Consider the following 19,231-nt stretch of genomic DNA (forward strand, 5'->3'; position numbering starts at 1 on the left):
TTTCGTGTTGATGAGTGGGAGATGCCCTCCCTTGTGCTAGCTGCATGATCCCACCCGTGACACCAGGCACCGGCTGGAGGCCGGTCCGGGGAAACTTGCGAAGTCGTACTGCAACTCGTGCCCGACGCTATCAGCAATCCGCTCCAGCCGCCTGCCCGGGAATCGGTGCGGTCTCCCACCCCTTCGCTCGACTGCCGGTGCACTCAGGTGCTGGTCAGCCGTGCGATCTCGTCAAGCGCATCGCCGTATCCGCTCACCCCACGACCGACGATGACCGCCGAGGCCACATCGGTGAGGTAGGAGTGCCTGCGGAAGTCCTCTCGCGCGTGCACGTCGGAGATGTGCACCTCGATCACCGGGCCGGCGACGCTGGTCAGGGCGTCCCGGATCGCGACGGAGGTGTGCGTCCACCCTCCGGCATTGATGACGACGCCGACGGCGCTGGTCCGCACCTCGTGGATCGCGTCGATGAGCACGCCCTCGTGGTTGGTCTGGCGGAAGTCGAGCGACCACCCGAGGGCGTCGGCCCGAACTCGGCAGAGGTCCTCGACGTCGGCGAGGGTCTCGTGGCCGTAGATGTGCGGCTCACGCTCCCCGAGGAGGTTGAGGTTCGGTCCGTTGAGGACGACGACGCTCTGGGTCACCGGGCCAGGTTAGGGCCAGCACCCCGTGCGGTCACGCTCACTCGTCTACCTCACCACGCAACGTGCGCTCGAGCAGCTCACGGGTCGGAGGCGCAAGCTGCGGCTCGGGGACCTGCACCTCCAGCGGCGGCCGGTCGCAGCTCAGGCCGTAGCAGTACGCGTCGGGGGGCCCGGGTGCGTCCGAAGCCTCCAGGGCCCGCAGCCGCGGGTCCTCGATCAGCCGCTCGAGCGCCGACCGGTCGGGCTGCGGCACCTCGCCGAGCCGGACCGTGCGCCGTCTGGTCAGTCCGGCGAAGCCCCCGCTGCGGGTCAGGGTGAGCTCGGTGGAGTGCGTCGGCGACGGCCCGGCGCCGACGGGGAGGTCGCCACCGCCGGGGACCTCGGCTGAGGTGACGCCCACCTCCGCCCAGGACGACCTGACGTGCCCCGCGACCTCCTCCCCGTAGCGGTTTCGGGCCGCGAGCTCGGTGAGCGCGGCGAACCGGGCGAAGTCGCAGTCGGCGCGAATATCGCCAAGGATCGTGTCGACCCAGATCTGCCCGGCTCGCTCCCAGGCAGCCCCGCCAAGGGTGGTGGCGAGGAGGAAGAAGGCGCGGTTGGGGATGCCGGAGTTGATGTGCACCCCGCCGTTGTCCTCTGCGGTGACGACAAAGTCGCGCATGTGGCCCGGCTGCGGGTCACGACCCAGGCGGGGGTCGTCGTAGGCGGTCCCGGGCTCGGACATCGAGCGCAGCGCCCGGCCGCGGACACCATCGGCGAGCAGCTCGGCCCCGATGAGCCAGTCCGCCTCGCCCGCACTCTGGCCGAGGCTGTGCTGCTTGACCAGGGCGCCGAAGACGTCCGAGACGTGCTCGTTGAGCGCCCCCGGCTGGTCGCGGTAGACCAGTCCGGAGGTGAGCTCGGTGATGCCGTGGGCGAGCTCGTGACCGATGACGTCAAGGCTCGCGGTGAAGCGGGTGAAGATCTCGCCGTCCCCGTCACCGAAGACCATCTGCGTCCCGTCCCAGAAGGCGTTGCCGTAGTCCTGGCCGTAGTGGACGGTGCCGATCATCGCCATGCCGTCGGCGTCGAGGGAGTCCCGCCCGTACACCTCGTGCCAGAAGCGCCAGGTCGCGCCGAGCCCGTCGTACGCCTCGTCGGTGGCGAGGTCGCCGGTCGCCGGGTCGCCCTCGGCCCGGGCCAGCTCGCCGGGCAGCTCTTGCCCGCCCCCGGCGTCGTGCACCCGCCGGTCCGGCGAGGCCTCCCCGCCCGCGGCTGCACCCACCGGCGGGGACCCGCCCTCGGCGGAGGGGGTCGGGGGTGCGGCGGTGCGTTGCCGTCGGGCTCGACGGAGTCGCTCGTCGACCTCGAGGACGTGCCGCGCCCGGGCGGCCAGGGCAGGGTCGCCGGAGGCGACCATGGCCTCGAGGATGTAGGGGGGGACGATGGCACAGCGCGTCATGGATCCATGGAACCCGACTCCACCGACAGCGGCATCCCGAGAAGCCGAGCTGCTCCCCCTTCGACGGGACTGGCGAAGGGGGAAACCGCTGGCATCGGAATCGAATCTCGTAGCGGCGGCGGGTGTGGGATTTGAACCCACGAGGGGTCTCCCCCTGGTCGCTTTCAAGGCGACTGCACTCGGCCACTATGCGAACCCGCCGGGGCCCGTGCGGGCCACCAGCACCACGGTAACCCCCGCGCCAGGTAGTGTCGCCACCGACGGACGCGGGCGTCCGGGCGGCGCCGCCCCGGCGCTAACGCGACCACGAGATCCCGTTAGGACGAGGCCCGTGAGACGACAAGGAGCGACCACATGTCGAAGCTGACCTTCCTCCTCGGCGCCGCGGCGGGCTACGTGCTCGGCGCCCGCGCCGGGACGCAGCGCTACGAGGAGATCAAGGCCGGCGCCAGCCAGATCTGGGGATCCCAGCCCGTGCAGCGTCAGGTCGCCAGCGCCAAGCACACCACGAAGACCAAGGTGGCGCCGGCCGCACTCGACGCGGTCAGCGGTGCGGCCGCGACGGCAGGAGAGAAGCTCCGTGAGGGCGCCGGCCGGATCACCCCCGACTCGCGTCGTGACGTCGAGTCCTCCGCCACGAACGACGAGACTCCTCAGCGCACGACGAAGATGAGCGCCGACCCGGATGTGTCCACCGCCGGCGACCCGATCTCGGACTGGGCCGAGGAGGGTGGCTCAATCACCTCGAGGCGGGTCGGCTGAGCGCTTCGGTGACCGAGCCGTGCTCGCTCAGATGAACATCGCCGGGTCGAGGTAGGGCAGGTCCTCCCGCGCCACCCGCGCCTCGGGCGGGTTTGCCTCGCTCTGCGGGAAGCGGTACGTCGCCGGCGCGCCGGTCGCCACCGCCCCGGTGGGAACGTCCTTGACGACGACAGAGTTCGCCCCGACCTTCACGCCCGACCCGACGTGCACCGGGCCGAGGATCTTCGCCCCCGCCCCGACGAGCACGTTGTCGGCGAGCGTCGGGTGGCGCTTGACCCGCGCGTGCGAGGTTCCGCCGAGGGTGACCTGGTGGTAGAGCATGCAGTCGTCGCCGATGACGGCCGTCTCGCCGATCACCACGCCGACCCCGTGGTCGATGAAGAACCTCCGCCCGATGTGCGCACCGGGGTGGATCTCGACGCCGGTGATCATCCGGGACAGGTACGCGAGGATGCGCGCGGGCCACTTCATCCCCGGACGGCACCACCAGCGGTGCGCGAGGCGATGCAGCCAGATCGCGTGCAGCCCGGCAGAGGTGAGCAGCACGACCAGCCGCGACGTCGCGGCCGGGTCGCGCCGCATGGCCGCCGCGACGTCCTCACGCACCGTCATCCAGGGGCTCGGATGCTCGGGCATCGGCGAAGGGGGGTCCAGCAGGTGGGCCATCAGTCGTCGAGGAGATCCGAGAAGAGGATCGTCGAGAGGTACCGCTCACCGAAGCTGGGGATGACGACGACGATGGTCTTGCCCGCGTTCTCTGGACGCGAGGCGACCTCGCCCGCGGCCGCGAGGGCCGACCCGGAAGAGATCCCGACGAGCAGGCCCTCGTCGGTGGCGGCCTTGCGGGCCCACTCCACCGAGGTCTCGGCGTCGATGTCGATGACCTCGTCGTAGATGTCGCGGTCGAGGATGTCGGGCACGAAGTTGGCCCCCAGCCCCTGGATCTTGTGCGGCCCCGGGTCGCCACCGTTGAGGATCGGGGACTCGGCCGGCTCGACGGCGATCATCTGGACCTCGGGCTTGCGCTCCTTGAGCACCTGGCCGACGCCTGTGATCGTCCCGCCGGTGCCGATCCCGGCGACGACGATGTCGACGGCGCCGTCGGTGTCGGCCCAGATCTCCTCGGCGGTGGTCTCGCGGTGGATCTTGGGGTTGGCGGAGTTGGCGAACTGCCGGGCCAGGATCGCCCCGCGCTCGGCGGCGATCTCCTCGGCCTTCTCGACCGCTCCCTTCATGCCCTTCGGCCCCTCGGTGAGGATGAGCTCTGCGCCATAGGCACGGAGCAGGGCGCGGCGCTCCTTGCTCATCGTCTCCGGCATGGTGAGGACGACGTCGTACCCCTTCGCAGCGCCGACCATCGCCAGGGCGATGCCGGTGTTGCCGGAGGTGGCCTCGACGATGGTGCCGCCCGGCTTCAGCTCCCCGGAGGCCTCAGCGGCCTCGATGATCGAGACACCGATGCGGTCCTTCACCGAGTTCGCGGGGTTGTAGAACTCAAGCTTCGCGGCGACGGTGACGCCGGAGTCCTTGGTGTCGATGATCCGGTTGATCCGCACGAGCGGGGTGCGGCCGATGAGCTTGGTGACGTCCTCGTAGATGGGCACCGGGGGTCCTCTCGGATAGTTGGGTGTGCTCGCTCCGCCCGCAGGCGAAGCGGTGTCATCGCAGGCGAAGAACGCTGCGTTCGTTATGCGTATTCCAACACCTCGTTATTGCCAAGGGAAGGGGCCGGCTGGGTTCCCCCTTCGCCCCTCCCTGACGCATCCCGCACTCCTCGCCGGGCGAGAGAGGTCACACGACCAGGTATGCAAGCGCTTAGGGGACGTAGGATCCGCCTATGTCCGCTCTTCAGGTGCTCGCCCTCGTCATCGGCCTGGCCTTCACCGTCGTCGGGTGGGCGATGCTCGCCCGCGCCGTGCGCCACTTGGTCGCCACCTTCCGGCTCGGCCAGCCCGAGCCCGGCCGCACGGACCAGAAGGGGCAGCGCACCGCGACCCTGCTCCGCGAGTTCCTCGGCCACACCCGGATGGCGCGCCTGCCGGTCGTCGCGATCGCGCACTGGGTCACGATGGTCTCCTTCGGGGTCCTCTTCCTCACCCTGGTCCAGGCGACCTTCCAGCTGGCGGACCCGCACTTCACCCTGCCGCTCATCGGGCACTTCTGGCCGTACGAGTGGATCACCGAGCTCTTCGCGGTCGCCGGGCTGATCGGCATCGTCGCCCTCATCGTCATCCGGCAGCGGAACCACCCGCGCTCGGCCGCGGGCGAGGACGGGCGCCGCTCCCGGTTCTTCGGCTCCACCTTCTGGCAGGCCTACTACGTCGAGCTGACCATCCTCGGCGTCGCGGTCTGCATCACCTTGCTGCGTGGTCTCGAGCGGGCGATGCTGCTGCAGGAGGGCTCGGGCAACGCCTCGCTCCTGCACTTCCCGCTCACCGGGTGGCTGGGGAGCCTTTTCAGCGGCCTGTCGATGGGGGCGCTCGAGGCGCTGATCGTCGCGGTCGCCCTGATCAAGATCATCATCTCCTACGCCTGGATGATCACCATCTCGGTCAACCCGACGATGGGTGTCGCCTGGCACCGCTTCCTCGCGTTCTTCAACATCTTCTTCAAGCGGCACGCCGACGGCCGGACCTCGCTCGGTGCGCTGCAGCCGATGACGGTCGGAGGCAAGCCGTTCTCCATGGAGGTCATGGAGGAGCTGGCCGAGGACGAGGAGGGCGAGGAGGTCAGCCTCGGGGTCGGCAAGGTCGAGGACTTCACCTGGAAGGGCCTGCTCGACTTCTCGACGTGCACCGAGTGCGGTCGGTGCCAGAGCCAGTGCCCGGCGTGGAACACCGACAAGCCGCTCTCGCCGAAGATGCTCATGATGACCCTGCGGGACCACTCGCAGGCCAAGGCGCCGTACCTGGCGGCCGCCCAGGAGGCGAAGGGGGTCATCTCCACCGGCTTCGCCAGCCCGCAGACGGCGGCCGGGGCGATCCCGTCGGAGCAGTACGTCACCGCGGGGGGCGCCGCACCGGAGGGCGAAGGGGGGAGCGTCGCCACCTCGGCCCGCAAGGAGCCGGCAGCGGTGGACTGGTCGTCGATGGCCCTCGTCGGACAGACCGGCTACGACGTCGACAACCCGCTGACCGCCTACGACCCGCTCGGTCCGGATGCCGTGATCGACGAGGACGTGCTGTGGTCGTGCACGACCTGCGGCGCCTGCGTCGAGCAGTGCCCGGTCGACATCGAGCACGTCGACCACATCGTCGACATGCGGCGCTACCAGAACCTCATCGCCTCGGCCTTCCCGAGCGAGCTCGGTGGCCTGTTCAAGAAGCTGGAGTCCAAGGGCAACCCGTGGGGTATGGGCGCCAAGGCCCGGATGGACTGGGCCAAGGACCTGCCCTTCACCGTCAAGGTTCTCGGTGAGGACGTCGAGTCCGCCGACCAGGTGGACTACCTCTTCTGGGTCGGCTGCGCGGGCGCGTACGAGGACCGGGCGAAGAAGACGACCCGTGCGGTGGCCGAGCTCTTCGACATCGCGGGCGTCGACTTCGCGGTGCTCGGCAACGGCGAGACCTGCACCGGGGACTCCGCGCGGCGGGCCGGCAACGAGGTGCTCTTCCAGATGCTCGCGGAGCAGAACGTCGAGACCCTCAACGAGGTGGGGGCGACGAAGATCGTCGTCACCTGCGCGCACTGCTTCAACACGATCAAGAACGAGTACCCCCAGCTCGGCGGCACGTACGAGGTGCTGCACCACACCCAGCTGCTCAACCGCCTCGTCCGGGAGAAGAAGCTGGCCCCGGTGCGCCGCCCGGACACCCCGGAGAAGTCGTCGCTGAAGAACGTCGCCTCGACCGCGGGGACGGTCACCTACCACGACCCCTGCTACCTCGGTCGGCACAACAACGTCTACGCCCCGCCGCGTGAGCTGATCGGCGCCCTGCCCGGTGTCGAGCTGCGCGAGATGGAGCGGACCAAGGAGAAGTCCTTCTGCTGCGGCGCCGGTGGTGCGCGCATGTGGATGGAGGAGCAGCTCGGGACTCGGATCAACCTCAACCGGACCGACGAGGCGATCGCGACCGGAGCCGAGCGGATCGCCGTCGGGTGCCCCTTCTGCCGGGTGATGCTCAGCGACGGCCTGACCGCGAAGCAGTCCGAGGGTGCCTCGGAGGACATCGAGGTCGTCGATGTCGCCCAGATGCTCCTGTCCTCGGTCAAGGAGGCGCCGGAGGCGCCTTCCGCCGGAGCCACGGAGTCGCAGGAGCAGGCGGAGGCCGAGCCCAAGACGGCCGTCGCCGACCCGACCGAGGGCCAGGACGCGAAGGGGGCGCAGCCCGCCCCCGAGACGCCGGCCGAGAAGGAGGCCGCAGCTGAGGCCGTCGACGAGGCCGGTGAGGACGGCGACGTCGTCCGCGAGGACCAGACCGAGGAGTCCGCTGCGGCCAAGAACGCGGCTCCGAGCTGGGAGACCGGCGCGGCATCCGCAGCCGCCGAAAGCAGCGCGGCCGAGAAGAACGCCGCCCCCTCCTGGGAGACCGGCACCACCCCCGCCGCCACCGAAAGCACCGCGGCCGAGAAGAACGCCGCCCCCTCCTGGGAGACCGGCACGACACCCGCAGCCGCCGAAAGCACCGCGGCCGAGAAGAACGCCGCTCCGAGCTGGGAGGCTGGCCCCTCGGCCGCTGCCCCAGCATCTGGGGAAGAGACCAAGCCCGACGAGCCAGCCGAGGACACCCCTTCGACCCCACCAGCGGGGGCAAAGACGGCCGAGTCCGATGTTCCCGCCACCGGGAACGAAGACCTCTCCGCCAAGAACGCTGCTCCCTCATGGGAGACCGGCCCCTCGGCCGCTGCCCCAGCATCTGGGGCAGCGACCAAGCCCGCCGACACTGAGGCAGAGCGGCCCGCCAGCGACTCTTCTTCGACCCCACCAGCGGGGGCAAAGACCGCCGAGAGCGATGTTCCCGCCACCGGGAACGAAGACCTCGCCACCAAGAACGCCGCGCCCTCCTGGGAAACCGGCGCCCCCGCGGCAGCACCTGAGGCCGAGTCCCCCGCCGCTGGGGACTCCACCGAGGACCACGTCGGCGGACAGGACCAGGTCACCGGCAGCGAGGACGTCGACCAACCCCAGGACGAGGTCACCCCCGACGAGCCAGCCGAGGACACCCCCTCGACCCCACCAGCGGGGGCAAAGACCGCCGAGCCCGATGTTCCCGCCACCGGGAACGAAGACCTCGCCGCCAAGAACGCCGCCCCCTCATGGGAAACCGGCCCCTCGGCCCCTGCCCCAGCATCTGGGGCAGAGACCAAGCCCACCGACACCGGCCCCGACACCGAGGCCGAGTCCCCCGCCGCTGCGGACTCCACCGAGGACCACGTCGGCGGACAGGACCAGGTCACCGGCAGCGAGGACGTCGACCAACCCCAGGACGAGGTCACCCCCGACGAACCAGCCGAGGACACCCCTTCGACCCCACCAACGGGGGCAAAGACGGCCGAGTCCGATGTTCCCGCCACCGGGAACGAAGACCTCGCCGCCAAGAACGCCGCCCCCTCATGGGAAACCGGCCCCTCGGCCCCTGCCCCAGCATCTGGGGCAGAGACCAAGCCCACCGACACCGGCCCCGACACCGAGGCTGAGTCCCCCGCCGCTGGAGACTCCACCGAGGACCACGTCGGAGGACAGGACCAGGTCACCGGCAGCGAGGACGTCGACCAACCCCAGGACGAGGTCACCCCCGACGAGCCAGCCGAGGACACCCCTTCGCCGGCGACCGGTAGCGGGTCGGCTGGGCAGGGCGTCGACCTCGACGACCTCGCCCAGAAGAACGCCAAGCCGTCCTGGGAGTAGCTCCGCGCAGAGGACGTGCGAAGGGGGTCAGCCGGTGGCTGACCCCCTTCGCCGTTGGTGGGCGATATCGTCAGCCGGTGCGCCTGTCGTCGATCCGCCGATACCCCGTCAAGTCGATGGGTGGGGAGTCGCTGGACTCGGTCCAGATCGATCGGCGCGGGCTCGACGGGGACCGCTGGTTCGCTGTCGTCGACGACGAGGGCAAGCTCGCATCCGGCAAGACCACCCGCCGCTTCCGACGGCGAGACGCGGTCTTCGACCACCGGGCCGCGACGACCGACGCCGGAGTGGAGGTCACCAACGATGCGGGCACCTGGCGAGTCGGCGACGCCGCGCTCGACGAGGTCTTGAGCGACCGGATGGGCGCCCGGGTCCGAGTGGCCTCGGAACAGCGCACCTCGCACTTCGACGACGGGGCGGTCTCGCTCGTGGGCACCGCGACAGTGGACTGGTTCAAGAGGGAGTGGGGTGTCGACGCCGACCCGCGACGCCTACGCGCCAACCTCGTCATCACCACGGACGAACCGTTCGCGGAAGAGCGGTGGATGGGCCGGACGATGACGATCGGCTCGGTCGACCTGACCGTGACGGACCGGGTCCCGCGGTGCCGGATGATCGACCTGGCGCAGGACGGTGTCACGGCGGGGCGCCGCTGGCTCACCCGGCTGGCCCTGGAGCGAGAGATGTGCGCAGCGGTCTATCTCGACGTCCGCCGGCCCGGGACCTTGTCGGTCGGCGACGCGGTCACCGTCGACTAGGCCCCGGGGCCGTCACCTCAGCCGAGATCGTTCTCCTCGACGAAGGTCTGCGCGACCTGCTTCGGGTCCTTCTTGTCGATGTCGGTCGCCTTGAGCATCTCGGCGATGTTGTCGGTGGTGAGCTTCGCGGAGACCTTGTTGAGCACATCCGAGACCTGGTCCTCGACGTCGTCGCGGACGAGCGGGACGACGTTCTGGCTGCCGAAGAGCTTCTTGGTGTCCTCGAGGACGACGAAGTCGTTGGCGGCGATGGCCGGGTCGGTGCTGAAGATGTTCGCCGCGTCGACCTGACCGTTCTTCAGCGCCTGGACCGTCGCCTGCCCGGCGGTGAGCGGACGGTAGCTGCCGAAGGTGATGCCGTAGGTCTTCTCCAACCCCGGGATTCCCTGGGGACGCTCCTTGAACTCCGGCGGGGCGGCGAGCGTCATCTCCCCCGCCGTGCCCTTGAGGTCCTCGAGGGTGCTCAGGCTCTGCGACTCGGCGGTCTCCCTGGTCACGACGATCGAGTCGTTGTCCTCGGCCTGCGACTTCTCCAGCACGCTCATCCCGTCCGGGAGGATGCCCTGCAGCGCCTCGTAGGTCTTGTCCGGGTCGGTCTCGGAGAAGGTGTCGTCGTAGTACAGCGCGAGCGCCCCGGTGTACTCGGGGAAGACGTCGATCGTCCCCTCGTCGAGCGCCTTGAGGTAGACCTCCCGCGCGCCGATACCGGTCTTGGCGGAGGCCTCGACCCCGCCCGCCGACAGCGCGGCCGCGTAGATCTCGGCCAGCAGGACCGACTCGGAGAAGTCGGCTCCGCCGACGACGACACTCTCGCCAGAGCCGGCAGCACCCCCTTCGCCCGAGGAGGTCGAGGAGCTGGCGAGCGGATCGTCTCCGGACGCGCCGCAGCCGGCGAGGACGAGCGCGGCCAGACCGCTGAGGGCGAGGGCGGAGCGGCGGGTGGGGTGGTTCATGACATGCCTCCTGCGGTGGGGGTCAGGTGGTGCGGGAGCGAAGGGAGGGCCGCCGGCTGCGCTGGCGGCCCGGGTTGTCGGTGAGCCCGGGTGAGACGACGAGCCGCTGGATCGCGGCCATCAGGCCTTCGAGGACGAGCGCGAGCAGTGCAACGAGGATCGCACCTCCAGCGGTCTGGGCGTAGTCCTGCACGGCCAGACCGTCAATGATGAAGCGGCCCAGCCCGCCGAGCCCGACGTAGGCCGCGATCGTGGCGGTGGCGACGACCTGGAGCATCGCCGAGCTCAGACCCGAGAGGATGAGCGGCAGGGCGCAGGGCAGCTCGACGTCCCGCAGCACCTGCCGTCCGGTCATCCCCATGCCGCGGGCCGCGTCCCGGGCCGCCGGGTCGACCGCCGCCACCCCGGAGTAGGTGCCCGACAGGATCGGGGGGACCGCGAGCAGGACGAGGACGAGCACGCTGGGCAGCACGAAGTACAGCTCACCGCTCAGCCGCGGACCGAGCCACAGGACGAGGGCGAAGAGCAGACCGAGGGTGGGCACGGCGCGCACCGCGTTGGCGCCCGAGACCAGCCATCGGCCACGCCCGGTGTGACCGACCCACAGACCCAGGGGGATCGCGATCGCGGCGGCGATGACCACGACGAGGAGGGTGTAGCCGATGTGCTCGAGCAGCCGGGCGAGGATCCCGTCGTCGCCCTGCCAGGTCTGCGCCGAGAGCAGCCAGTCGAGGATGGTCCCGATCATGCCGAGGCCTCCCGTCCCGTGTGCAGCCACGGCGTGAGCAGGCGCTCCCCGAGCCGGATGAGGGCGTCGAAGACCAGGGCGAGGACGATGCACCCGAGGGTCCCGGCGAGCAGCTCTCCCCCGATGGCCCGGTTGAAGCCGTCGACGAGCAGGTCACCCAGCTGGGAGACGCCGACGAGCGAGGCGACGCTGACGATGCTCACGTTGCTCACCGACGCGACCCGCAGGCCCGCGGCGATGACCGGCACGGCGAGCGGCAGCTCGACGCCGACGAATCGCCGCGCCGGGCCGTAGCCGATCGCCGTCGCGGCCTGACGAGCCGCCGGCGGCACCGAGTCGAGACCGTCGACGACGGTACGCACGAGGAGCGCCACGGTGTACAGGGTCATCGCGACGATGACGTTGATCGGCGAGAGGATGCTCGTCCCGAGGACGAGCGGCATGAGGACGAAGAGGGCCAGCGACGGGATCGTGTAGAGCAAGCCCGACCCGGTCAGGGCGATGCCGCGCAGGCCCCGCACGCGGTGCGCGACCCACCCCAGACCGAGCGAGATGACCAGGCCAAGGACGAGCGGCACCCCCGCGAGCACGACGTGGCGCGCGGTGAGCCGGCCGATGTCATCGAGGTGCGCGAGGATCCAGTCCATCGTCGCCCCCTTCGCCACCCTCGTGCGCGGGCACGCGCTCCTCCTCCGGCCGCTCCTGCTCCTCGATCACCGACAACACCTGATGGGCCCGGCAGGTGCCGACGAGGGTCCCGCTGTCGTCGACGACGACCCCCCGCCGGCTCGGCGACGACAGGGCCGCGTCGAGGGCCGAGCGCAGGGAGCCGTCACGGCGGGCGAGGGTTCCGCCGAGGGCCAGCTCGTCCGAGGCGGTGATCTGGCCGAGCCGGTCGGTGCTCGCCCAGCCGAGGGGGTGACCGCTCTCGTCGACGACGAGGGTCCACGGGTCGTCGTGCGGGGCGGGGTCGGTGATCGCGCCGTCGCGCAGCACGACCGTGCTCTCGTGGTGCAGCGGCACCTCGGCGCCGTCGAAGCCGAGCGCGCGGTACCCGCGGTCCTTGCCGAGGAAGTCGGCGACGAAGGTGTCCGCCGGATGGGTCAGCAGCTGGTGCGGGCTCGCGACCTGAGCCAGGCGACCCCCGACGGCGAGCACGGCGATGTGGTCGCCGAGCTTGATCGCCTCGTCGATGTCGTGGGTCACGAGCACGATGGTCTTGCCCAGCTCGCCCTGGAGTCGGAGGAACTCGTCCTGCAGCTGCTCGCGCACGACCGGGTCGACGGCGGAGAAGGGCTCGTCCATGAGCATCACCGGCGGGTCCGCAGCGAGGGCCCGGGCGACCCCGACGCGTTGCTGCTGCCCGCCCGAGAGCTGGCTGGGGTACCGGCGGCCGAGGCCGGGGTCGATGCCGACGAGCTCGAGCAGCTCACGGGCGCGGGCGATCGACTTCTTCTTGTCGTGGCCGAGCAGCAGCGGCACCGAGGCGACGTTGCGCTCGACGGTCCGGTGCGGGAAGAGACCACCGTGCTGGATGACGTAGCCGATGCCGCGGCGCAGCTCGGCCGCGTCGAGGGCGCTCACGTCCTGGTCGTCGATGGTGATCGTGCCGCTCGTCGGCTCGATCATCCGGTTGATCATCCGCAGGGTGGTCGTCTTGCCGCACCCGGAGGGTCCGACGAGCACGGTGATCTTGCCCGTCGGCGCGGTCAGGCTGAGGTCGTCGACCGCAGTCGTGCCGCCGGGGAACTGCTTTGTGACTCGGTCGAGCCGGATCATGTGGGCCCTTTCGCCGCCTGATCAGTCAACCTAACCGAGGCCAGGGACATCGTCCGCCGTCGCGTCTAGGGTTCTTCGTCGATCCGGGCGAAGGGGGCTGCGGCCTCGAGCTCGAAGGCCAGCTCGAGGAGGAGCCGCTCGGCCCCCCTTCGCCCCTGCAGCATCACCCCGACCGGCCGGCCATCGTCGGTCCGACCGAGCGGGAGGGAGATCGCGGGCGCGCCGGCGACGTTGTGCAGCGGGGTGAAGCCGACGTAGGCGGAGACCCGCTCGAGGTGGGTGTCGAAGTCGAGGTCGGCGTCGAGGTACCCGATCGGCGGGGTGGTGTGGGTGAGCACCGGCGTGAGCATGACGTCGACGTCGCCGAGGCGGCCGTCGTACACCGGCCCCGCCGCCGCTACCCGGGCCAGGGTCAGCGGAAGTCGCGGGAGGTGTCGCACGAAGTGCCGCGACAGGCCGAGGGTGAAGGGGTCCAGCGCCGCGGTGTCGAAGTCGGGACCGAACATCGCCCGGCCGCGCCGGTGGATGCCGAAGGCGAGCATCGACCAGTAGTGCAGGAAGTCCTCCTTGAACGCCGCAGGCACACCGAGGTCGTGCTCGCCCACGTCGTGCCCGAGGGTGCTCAGCAGGTCGGCGACGCCGCGCACGGCCGCAGCCGTCTCGCGGTCGGTGGCGGGGGCGAGCGGGCTGTCGATCAGGACACCGACACGCACCCTCCGCTCTCCCGGGCCCTCGACGAGACCGACCCGCTCAAGCGCCTTCGGGGCGCGGTGCTCCTCGGCGGCGGCGAGGTAGCGGGCGGTGTCGCGCACGGTGCGGGTGAGCACCCCGTCGACGACGATGTTGATCGGCATGTCCTTAGTGCTGGGGTCCGCGGCCATCCGGCCGCGGGTCGCCTTGAGCCCGACGAGACCGCAGGCGGCGGCAGGGATGCGGATCGAGCCACCACCGTCGTTGCCGTGGGCGAAGGGGAGGGCGCCGCTGGCCACGAGGGCGGCGGTGCCGCCGCTGGACCCGCCGCTGGAGTAGCGCCGGTCCCAGGGGTTGCGGGTGGCCAGCCCGCCCGGGCGCTCGGTGGTCGCGGTCCAGCCGAAGGGAGGGCAGGTCGTCGACGCGACGGGCACGGCTCCGGTTGAGAGCAGCTGGGCGGCGACGGCACCGTCGTGGTCCTGGGCACGGACGGGTACCGCCGGGGACCCCATCGTCAGCGGGAAGCCGGCAGCGTAGATGTTCTCCTTCACCGCGGTCGGCACGCCGTGGAACACCCCGCGCCCCCCGACGCCGAGCGCGTCCGCGCGACGCCGGGCACGGCGGTCGTCGGTGTGCGCGACGGCCCCGAGCTCGCCCATCGACGCGACCCGCTCGATCGCGGCGTCGACCGCCTCTCGCGCGCTGATCTCGCCGGAGCGGATCCGCTCGGCGACGCCGGTCGCGTCCTCCCGGCCCAGGGCGTCGTCGGTGAAGGCGTGCACGCGGGTGCTGGTAGCGGTCTCGCTCATGACCCGCGAGGTTACCGGACGGTAAGAGACGGCTCAGAGACCGCTGCGGTGGAACTTCTCGAAGCTGCGGCTGGCGGTGGGGCCACGCTGGCCCTGGTAGTGCGAGCCGTAGGCGCTGCTGCCGTACGGGTGCTCAGCCGGACTGGTGAGTCGCATGAAGCAGAACTGACCGATCTTCATCCCCGGCCAGAGCATGATCGGCAGCGTCGCGACGTTGGACAGCTCGAGCGTGACGTGCCCGGAGAAGCCGGGGTCGACGAAGCCCGCTGTCGCGTGGGTGAGCAGCCCGAGCCGGCCGAGGCTGGACTTGCCCTCGACCCGGGCGGCGAGGTCGTCGGGCAGGGTGACGGTCTCCAGGGTCGAGCCGAGGACGAACTCCCCCGGGTGCAGCACGAAGCCCTCGGCCGGGTCGACCTCGAGCAGCCGGGTGAGATCGGGCTGGTCGGCCGCGGGGTCGATGTGCGGGTACTTGTGGTTGTCGAAGAGGCGGAAGTACCGGTCCAGCCGGACGTCGACGCTGCTCGGCTGGACCATGGCCGGGTCCCAGGGGTCGAGCACGATGCGGCCGGCGTCGACCTCGGCGCGGATGTCGCGGTCGGAGAGGAGCACAAGGCGACTGTACCGACCGAGTCCGCGCCGGTCGGCCGCGTCCGGGAATGCCCGGCTACCCCCCGTGATTGAAAGAGCAATGACCACGAACGACACCGCGACCCCCACCCCCTTCGACCCCGTGCGCATCGGTGCCTGGGACCTGCCCAACCGGCTCGTCATGGCGCCCCTGACCCGCAACCGGGCAGGCGAGGGGCAGGCACCCACCGAGCTCAACGCCCAGTACTACGGGCAGCGCGCGAGCGCGGGCCTGATCATCACCGAGGGCACCCAGCCCAGCGCCGTGGGCCAGGGGTACCTCGCGACCCCGGGCCTGCACAGCCAGGAGCAGGCGAAGGGGTGGGCCCAGGTCGCGGGCGCCGTCCACGACCGTGGTGGCCGGGTCGTCGTCCAGCTCATGCACGTCGGCCGGATCGCCCACGCCGACAACAAGGACGGGCTGGAGACCGTCGCCCCGAGCGCGATCCAGGCGCCGGGGCAGATGATCACCGCGCAGGGCCCGCGCGAGCACGACGTCCCCCGCGCCCTCGAGACCGAGGAGCTGGCCCAGGTGCGCGACGAGTACGTCGCCTCGGCGCGACTGGCGATCGAGTCCGGCCTCGACGGGGTCGAGCTGCACGCCGCCAACGGCTACCTGCTGCACCAGTTCCTCGCCCCGAACACCAACGTGCGCGAGGACGGCTACGGCGGGTCGGCGCAGGCACGCACCCGCTTCGTCGTCGAGGTGGCCCAGGCCGTCGCGGACGCCATCGGAGCGGACCGGGTGGGCATCCGGATCAGCCCTGCGCACCCCTTCAACGGGGTCGAGGAGACCGACGCCGAGGAGACCCGCGCGACCTACGAGGCGCTGGTCGACCAGCTTGCCCCGATTGGGCTGGCGTACCTGTCTGTCCTTGCCTTCGACGAGGAGCGGATGAGCCTCGCCCAGGACCTCGCGGCCCGGTTCGGCGGCCCGATCCTGCTCAACGGCGGCTTCTCCTCGGTCACGACCTTCGCCGACGTCGAGGCGCTGCTCGCCGAAGGGGTCGCCGACGCAGTCGTCGTCGGCCGGTCCTTCCTGGCCAACCCCGACCTCGTCGAGCGCTGGCAGGCCGCCGGCGACGACGCCGGGCTCAACGAGCCCGACCAGGAGACCTTCTACGGAGGCGGGGCGAAGGGGTACACCGACTACCCGACCCGGGTCGCCTGATCCAACTGGAGGAGATGGCGAAGGGGGCGGTGCCAGTGATCTGGCACCGCCCCCTTCGCGCGGTGAGGGGTGTTGCCCGAAATGGTCTCGCCCCGCTATTTCGTGGGCTTCACTCTCGCTTCCTGCGGGGTCTTCACACAGCGGAACGAACTTCTTCACATGGCCGCCCCGCCATCCTTTCCGTTATGTGCTGGGGTAAGAGCATGCCCAGTCCGAACTCCGACATCCCCCGGCTCCATCCGACAGGGATCGGCGTCATCGCGAGTCGCGTAGGCACATCGCCCCATCTTGTCGACTTGACCGCGCGGACCAATCGATAGCTTTGCGGAGTCGGGCTCGACTTCACAGCCTCCTGCGCGTGGTTCGGCATGGTGGGTTGCAAGAAGTGCGCACGGCTTGGGCTTCGAGGAGGTCTGACGGAGATCTGCGACATTGACGGTGAGATGGTGCAATGCACGACGTAGTGGAGCGCGACTGACCCCCTCGCTCCACTATTCGCCAGGACCCCAGCCAGCCTCCAAAGTCAAGTGTTGAGCACTTCGTCTGGGCGCAGCGTAGGCGCGCCCGGACGAAGGGTGCGGTGACGCCTGGGCGTCGCGCATGATCGATTGTGGCCGCTGGATCCTCAACGAGAGAGTCTGACCAGCTGGGCCACCTCGTCCTCATCAACGGGGCCTTGACCGGTCTCCAGGTACGCCAGAACGGCGACTCGGTGGGATGCCGGGATAGCGTCCCGTCATGGACGACCTTCAATCTCTCCAAGCAGCCATCTCGACCAACCTCGGGGATCCCTCCGAATGGGACGCGCCAGTGGAGTTTCCAGACTCCCTCGCCCTGTGCGCCCTGAACTCCGTCTACTCATTGCGCTCGCACTCCACCGCCGGGCAGAGGGTGCTCGCACGGTACCGAGCGTGCCGTTCGAGCGCTGACACGGACACCGGTCCCGACCTCATCGCCGCGATGGACGGCGTAGGCGGGCCTGAGGCCTTCGCCCGCGATGTCCTACAGAACGACAGCAAACTTCCGGGCACCAACCGCCTGCGCACCATCGGCATCCACGAGGCCCTCACTCGCCTCGCCGCACCAGAGATTGGTGTAACAACGACAGCGCAGCTACGCGCGGCCGCAGATGACAAGCGTGCAGAGAAGGCATGGCGCTCCGTCAGCGGCTTGGGGCCCTTGTCTTGGTCCTTCTTCTTGATGAACGCCGGCATTAACCACCAGAGCAAGCCAGATGTAATGGTCCAGCGCTACATCAGCCGGGCCATCGACTCGCGGCGCACCCTCACCGCCGACGAGGCCAGGCAGCTCATCGAGTCCGCCGCTGCCGACCTCCAAGTCACACCCAGAGCACTCGATCGGGCCATCTGGATGCACGAGAGCCCGACGAGCAACTAGCAGCAGCCGTCGGCAGCGCTGTCTGCGAGCGCACCGACGCAAGCAAGACCTCGTGTGGCTCTCGTACTCACGACGAACTCGTCTCCTCGCCCACCGTGAACTCCTCCCCATCGATGGGAGGAACCCTCGGTGGTCCGGCAAGACGCGGTGGCCGCGCCCCACTGCTGCCGACAAACTCGGCTACACCGAGGTTCATCGTGCAGCAGTCGCCTCCTTGCGTATCAGGTGTCAGTCGGAGGTCCCCACTTCGGCGAGTCAAAGTCGGCCCAGTCGGGGCCGAAGTCGTAGGCGATGGGACTGAGATCCCCGCGGTCGGGTTCGAAGGGCCCAACCCAAAACTCGCCGGAGGCAGGATCGACATCGCCGTTCTCGTCGAGACGCAGGTCGCGCAGGATCCCCAGGGTGCAACTTCCTCGGTTACGCCGCGCGTGGGCCACCTCTTTACGGGTCACGATGACTGTCTCCCCGCCGCCCATGGTCCCCTTTGCCTCCAAATAGAGGCGCGCACCGTTCTTGGTGGCGACCGCATCGTACGGTCCGGCGAACCTCACATCCTCGACTTCCCAGCCGTCGCTTTCGTAGTGCTGCGTCAGTCGATCTTGCGCTGCGTCCTCGATCTGCTTACGCAGACGCGCATCCATCGCGCGGCCCTGGCCGGCGGCCTTACCGGTCGGCGCTGGCGCCTTGCCCTTCTCGACCGCGTCTCCGATGTGCTCAGCCCACATAGCCGCCAGATCGTCGGCGATCTCGGGCCTGACAGACTGTCCACTCCCCTGCGGGCTCCAGTGCTGTTGCGGGAACCGATCTTTCAGATCTGTGAGAGGGAGAATCGCATCCTCATCGAGGATCGCGTTCCACCAGACCTCCACGTAGTTCGCCAGGCCCGAGACATCGGGATCGAAGTGCTCGTCTTGGAACACCTCACTGGCGACGGTGCCCGACGCCACCAAGCCCCGTGCAACTGCGCCCTGCTGCAGTAGGTAAAACGCATCACCCGGCCCGATCCCGCGGGTCCGGGAGCCGACCGACCACCGATCGGCCACCTCCATGCCCTCGGCCAGCAGTGCTTGAGCCTCAGGCACGTCGGTCTCGTAGAAGTCGAAGCGTGCTGGGTTGTAGGTCAGGAGGAAGGTCTGACCGGATGTGCCACTGGAGAGCGCATAGCCCTCAAGTCCCGTGGTGTCGAAATAGGAAACCGGGTTGCGGTGTCCCTCCAAGGGCATTCCCACGAGCGCCTCGCTCACCGGATGGTCCGCAGGCAACACTCGGCCCTCGAGCACCTTGTAGTCACCCGAGACGGTGCGGAAGTCGTCGATCTCGGCCACGAGGCGCACGCTGCCGTCGTAGGACATCGTGGCGTACCGCTCTTGCCGAAGGCGGTCACCGTTGACGACCCAATGGCCTCGGTTGACCTCCCAGATCTCCTCCATAGGGGCGTCGTCGTCCCACCCGACCCATGTACGTCCCATGGAGTCGTCGTCATCCACCGGCACCCGGTCGCGGTCGACGAGCTTGAAGTTGATGGCCATAGCTCCTCCTGGTCCAGACGTTCCTTGTCAGCCGCAAAGGTCTACCGTTGTTTGCGCACTGGCGGGCACCCTCG

The 19,231-nt window shown here is 69.9% G+C and carries 16 protein-coding genes and 1 tRNA gene; 5 read left to right on the forward strand and 12 right to left on the reverse strand.

All coding sequences use genetic code 11. From position 1 onward, the window contains the following. Positions 1-203: 203 nt before the first annotated feature. From aroQ to FB557_RS06885, 3 genes are all read right to left on the reverse strand, one after another. Positions 204-644: a type II 3-dehydroquinate dehydratase gene (gene aroQ, locus FB557_RS06875; protein ID WP_144856864.1), complete on the reverse strand. Its 441-nt coding sequence runs from the start codon at positions 642-644 to the stop codon at positions 204-206. Positions 645-681: 37 nt separating this feature from the next. Further along, positions 682-2,085 carry a protealysin inhibitor emfourin gene (locus tag FB557_RS06880; RefSeq protein WP_170236224.1) on the reverse strand — a complete coding sequence of 468 codons (1,404 nt, stop codon included), beginning with the start codon at positions 2,083-2,085 and terminating at the stop codon, positions 682-684. A gap of 116 nt (positions 2,086-2,201) precedes the next feature. Further along, positions 2,202-2,286 (reverse strand) — tRNA-Ser (locus tag FB557_RS06885). A gap of 153 nt (positions 2,287-2,439) precedes the next feature. On the opposite strand from FB557_RS06885, the gene FB557_RS06890 reads away from it, so the two are divergent. Next, a complete protein-coding gene (locus FB557_RS06890; RefSeq protein ID WP_144856865.1) occupies positions 2,440-2,847 on the forward strand; it encodes a protoporphyrinogen oxidase in 408 nt (135 codons plus the stop codon). A 27-nt stretch (positions 2,848-2,874) separates the two neighbouring features. Here FB557_RS06890 and cysE read toward each other — a convergent pair whose 3' ends face one another. Both cysE and cysK read right to left on the reverse strand, forming a co-directional pair. Then, positions 2,875-3,513, reverse strand: coding sequence for a serine O-acetyltransferase (cysE, locus tag FB557_RS06895; protein WP_246074524.1), 639 nt, complete (start codon positions 3,511-3,513; stop codon positions 2,875-2,877). Further along, a complete protein-coding gene (gene cysK, locus FB557_RS06900) occupies positions 3,513-4,451 on the reverse strand; it encodes a cysteine synthase A (protein WP_144856866.1) in 939 nt (312 codons plus the stop codon). Before cysK ends, cysE begins: the two co-directional genes overlap by 1 nt. Positions 4,452-4,684: 233 nt before the next feature. Here cysK and FB557_RS14880 point away from each other — a divergent pair, with 233 nt between their 5' ends. Then, positions 4,685-8,695, forward strand: a complete 4,011-nt coding sequence (locus tag FB557_RS14880) for a heterodisulfide reductase-related iron-sulfur binding cluster (RefSeq protein WP_144856867.1) — start codon at positions 4,685-4,687, stop codon at positions 8,693-8,695. Positions 8,696-8,772: 77 nt separating this feature from the next. Next, a complete protein-coding gene (locus FB557_RS06910; RefSeq protein WP_144856868.1) occupies positions 8,773-9,453 on the forward strand; it encodes an MOSC domain-containing protein in 681 nt (226 codons plus the stop codon). A 17-nt stretch (positions 9,454-9,470) separates the two neighbouring features. Here the strand turns inward: FB557_RS06910 and FB557_RS06915 are convergent, their stop codons facing one another. The 6 genes from FB557_RS06915 to dcd all read right to left on the reverse strand — a co-directional run bounded on the left by FB557_RS06915 (position 9,471) and on the right by dcd (position 15,041). Further along, positions 9,471-10,406 carry an ABC transporter substrate-binding protein gene (locus tag FB557_RS06915; protein WP_144856869.1) on the reverse strand — a complete coding sequence of 312 codons (936 nt, stop codon included), beginning with the start codon at positions 10,404-10,406 and terminating at the stop codon, positions 9,471-9,473. 22 nt (positions 10,407-10,428) lie between these two features. Then, positions 10,429-11,154 carry an ABC transporter permease gene (locus FB557_RS06920; protein WP_144856870.1) on the reverse strand — a complete coding sequence of 242 codons (726 nt, stop codon included), beginning with the start codon at positions 11,152-11,154 and terminating at the stop codon, positions 10,429-10,431. Beyond that, the gene (locus FB557_RS06925) at positions 11,151-11,801 is read right to left on the reverse strand and encodes an ABC transporter permease (RefSeq protein ID WP_144856871.1); all 651 of its coding nucleotides are present in this window, start codon (positions 11,799-11,801) and stop codon (positions 11,151-11,153) included. Before FB557_RS06925 ends, FB557_RS06920 begins: the two co-directional genes overlap by 4 nt. Beyond that, positions 11,773-12,933 (reverse strand): ABC transporter ATP-binding protein, encoded by a 1,161-nt coding sequence (locus tag FB557_RS06930; RefSeq protein WP_144856872.1) that lies wholly within the window; start codon positions 12,931-12,933, stop codon positions 11,773-11,775. The genes FB557_RS06925 and FB557_RS06930 overlap by 29 nt, the downstream gene beginning before the upstream one ends. A gap of 65 nt (positions 12,934-12,998) precedes the next feature. After that, on the reverse strand, positions 12,999-14,432 hold the full coding sequence (locus FB557_RS06935; protein ID WP_144856873.1) for an amidase: 1,434 nt from the start codon (positions 14,430-14,432) through the stop codon (positions 12,999-13,001). 33 nt (positions 14,433-14,465) lie between these two features. Beyond that, positions 14,466-15,041: a dCTP deaminase gene (gene dcd, locus FB557_RS06940; RefSeq protein ID WP_144856874.1), complete on the reverse strand. Its 576-nt coding sequence runs from the start codon at positions 15,039-15,041 to the stop codon at positions 14,466-14,468. Positions 15,042-15,120: 79 nt separating this feature from the next. Here dcd and FB557_RS06945 point away from each other — a divergent pair, with 79 nt between their 5' ends. Both FB557_RS06945 and FB557_RS06950 read left to right on the forward strand, forming a co-directional pair. Further along, the gene (locus FB557_RS06945; RefSeq protein ID WP_144856875.1) at positions 15,121-16,230 is read left to right on the forward strand and encodes an alkene reductase; all 1,110 of its coding nucleotides are present in this window, start codon (positions 15,121-15,123) and stop codon (positions 16,228-16,230) included. A gap of 738 nt (positions 16,231-16,968) precedes the next feature. Beyond that, positions 16,969-17,628 (forward strand): hypothetical protein, encoded by a 660-nt coding sequence (locus tag FB557_RS06950; RefSeq protein ID WP_144856876.1) that lies wholly within the window; start codon positions 16,969-16,971, stop codon positions 17,626-17,628. 221 nt (positions 17,629-17,849) lie between these two features. Here FB557_RS06950 and FB557_RS06955 read toward each other — a convergent pair whose 3' ends face one another. Further along, complete coding sequence (locus FB557_RS06955) at positions 17,850-19,157, reverse strand: protein NO VEIN domain-containing protein (protein WP_144856877.1); 1,308 nt, start codon at positions 19,155-19,157, stop codon at positions 17,850-17,852. Positions 19,158-19,231: the final 74 nt, after the last annotated feature.

The organism is Marihabitans asiaticum, from assembly GCF_007828725.1.
In the GTDB taxonomy this organism is placed as follows: domain Bacteria; phylum Actinomycetota; class Actinomycetes; order Actinomycetales; family Dermatophilaceae; genus Marihabitans; species Marihabitans asiaticum.

Excerpts from the sequence above, each read along its gene's own strand:
- FB557_RS06880 (WP_170236224.1), bottom strand. The coding sequence starts at position 2,085 with ATGACGCGCTGTGCCATCGTCCCCCCCTACATCCTCGAGGCCATGGTC.
- FB557_RS06890 (WP_144856865.1), top strand. The coding sequence starts at position 2,440 with ATGTCGAAGCTGACCTTCCTCCTCGGCGCCGCGGCGGGCTACGTGCTC.
- cysE (WP_246074524.1), bottom strand. The coding sequence starts at position 3,513 with ATGGCCCACCTGCTGGACCCCCCTTCGCCGATGCCCGAGCATCCGAGC.
- FB557_RS14880 (WP_144856867.1), top strand. The coding sequence starts at position 4,685 with ATGTCCGCTCTTCAGGTGCTCGCCCTCGTCATCGGCCTGGCCTTCACC.
- FB557_RS06915 (WP_144856869.1), bottom strand. The coding sequence starts at position 10,406 with ATGAACCACCCCACCCGCCGCTCCGCCCTCGCCCTCAGCGGTCTGGCC.
- FB557_RS06920 (WP_144856870.1), bottom strand. The coding sequence starts at position 11,154 with ATGATCGGGACCATCCTCGACTGGCTGCTCTCGGCGCAGACCTGGCAG.
- FB557_RS06925 (WP_144856871.1), bottom strand. The coding sequence starts at position 11,801 with ATGGACTGGATCCTCGCGCACCTCGATGACATCGGCCGGCTCACCGCG.
- FB557_RS06930 (WP_144856872.1), bottom strand. The coding sequence starts at position 12,933 with ATGATCCGGCTCGACCGAGTCACAAAGCAGTTCCCCGGCGGCACGACT.
- FB557_RS06935 (WP_144856873.1), bottom strand. The coding sequence starts at position 14,432 with ATGAGCGAGACCGCTACCAGCACCCGCGTGCACGCCTTCACCGACGAC.
- FB557_RS06945 (WP_144856875.1), top strand. The coding sequence starts at position 15,121 with ATGACCACGAACGACACCGCGACCCCCACCCCCTTCGACCCCGTGCGC.
- FB557_RS06950 (WP_144856876.1), top strand. The coding sequence starts at position 16,969 with ATGGACGACCTTCAATCTCTCCAAGCAGCCATCTCGACCAACCTCGGG.
- FB557_RS06955 (WP_144856877.1), bottom strand. The coding sequence starts at position 19,157 with ATGGCCATCAACTTCAAGCTCGTCGACCGCGACCGGGTGCCGGTGGAT.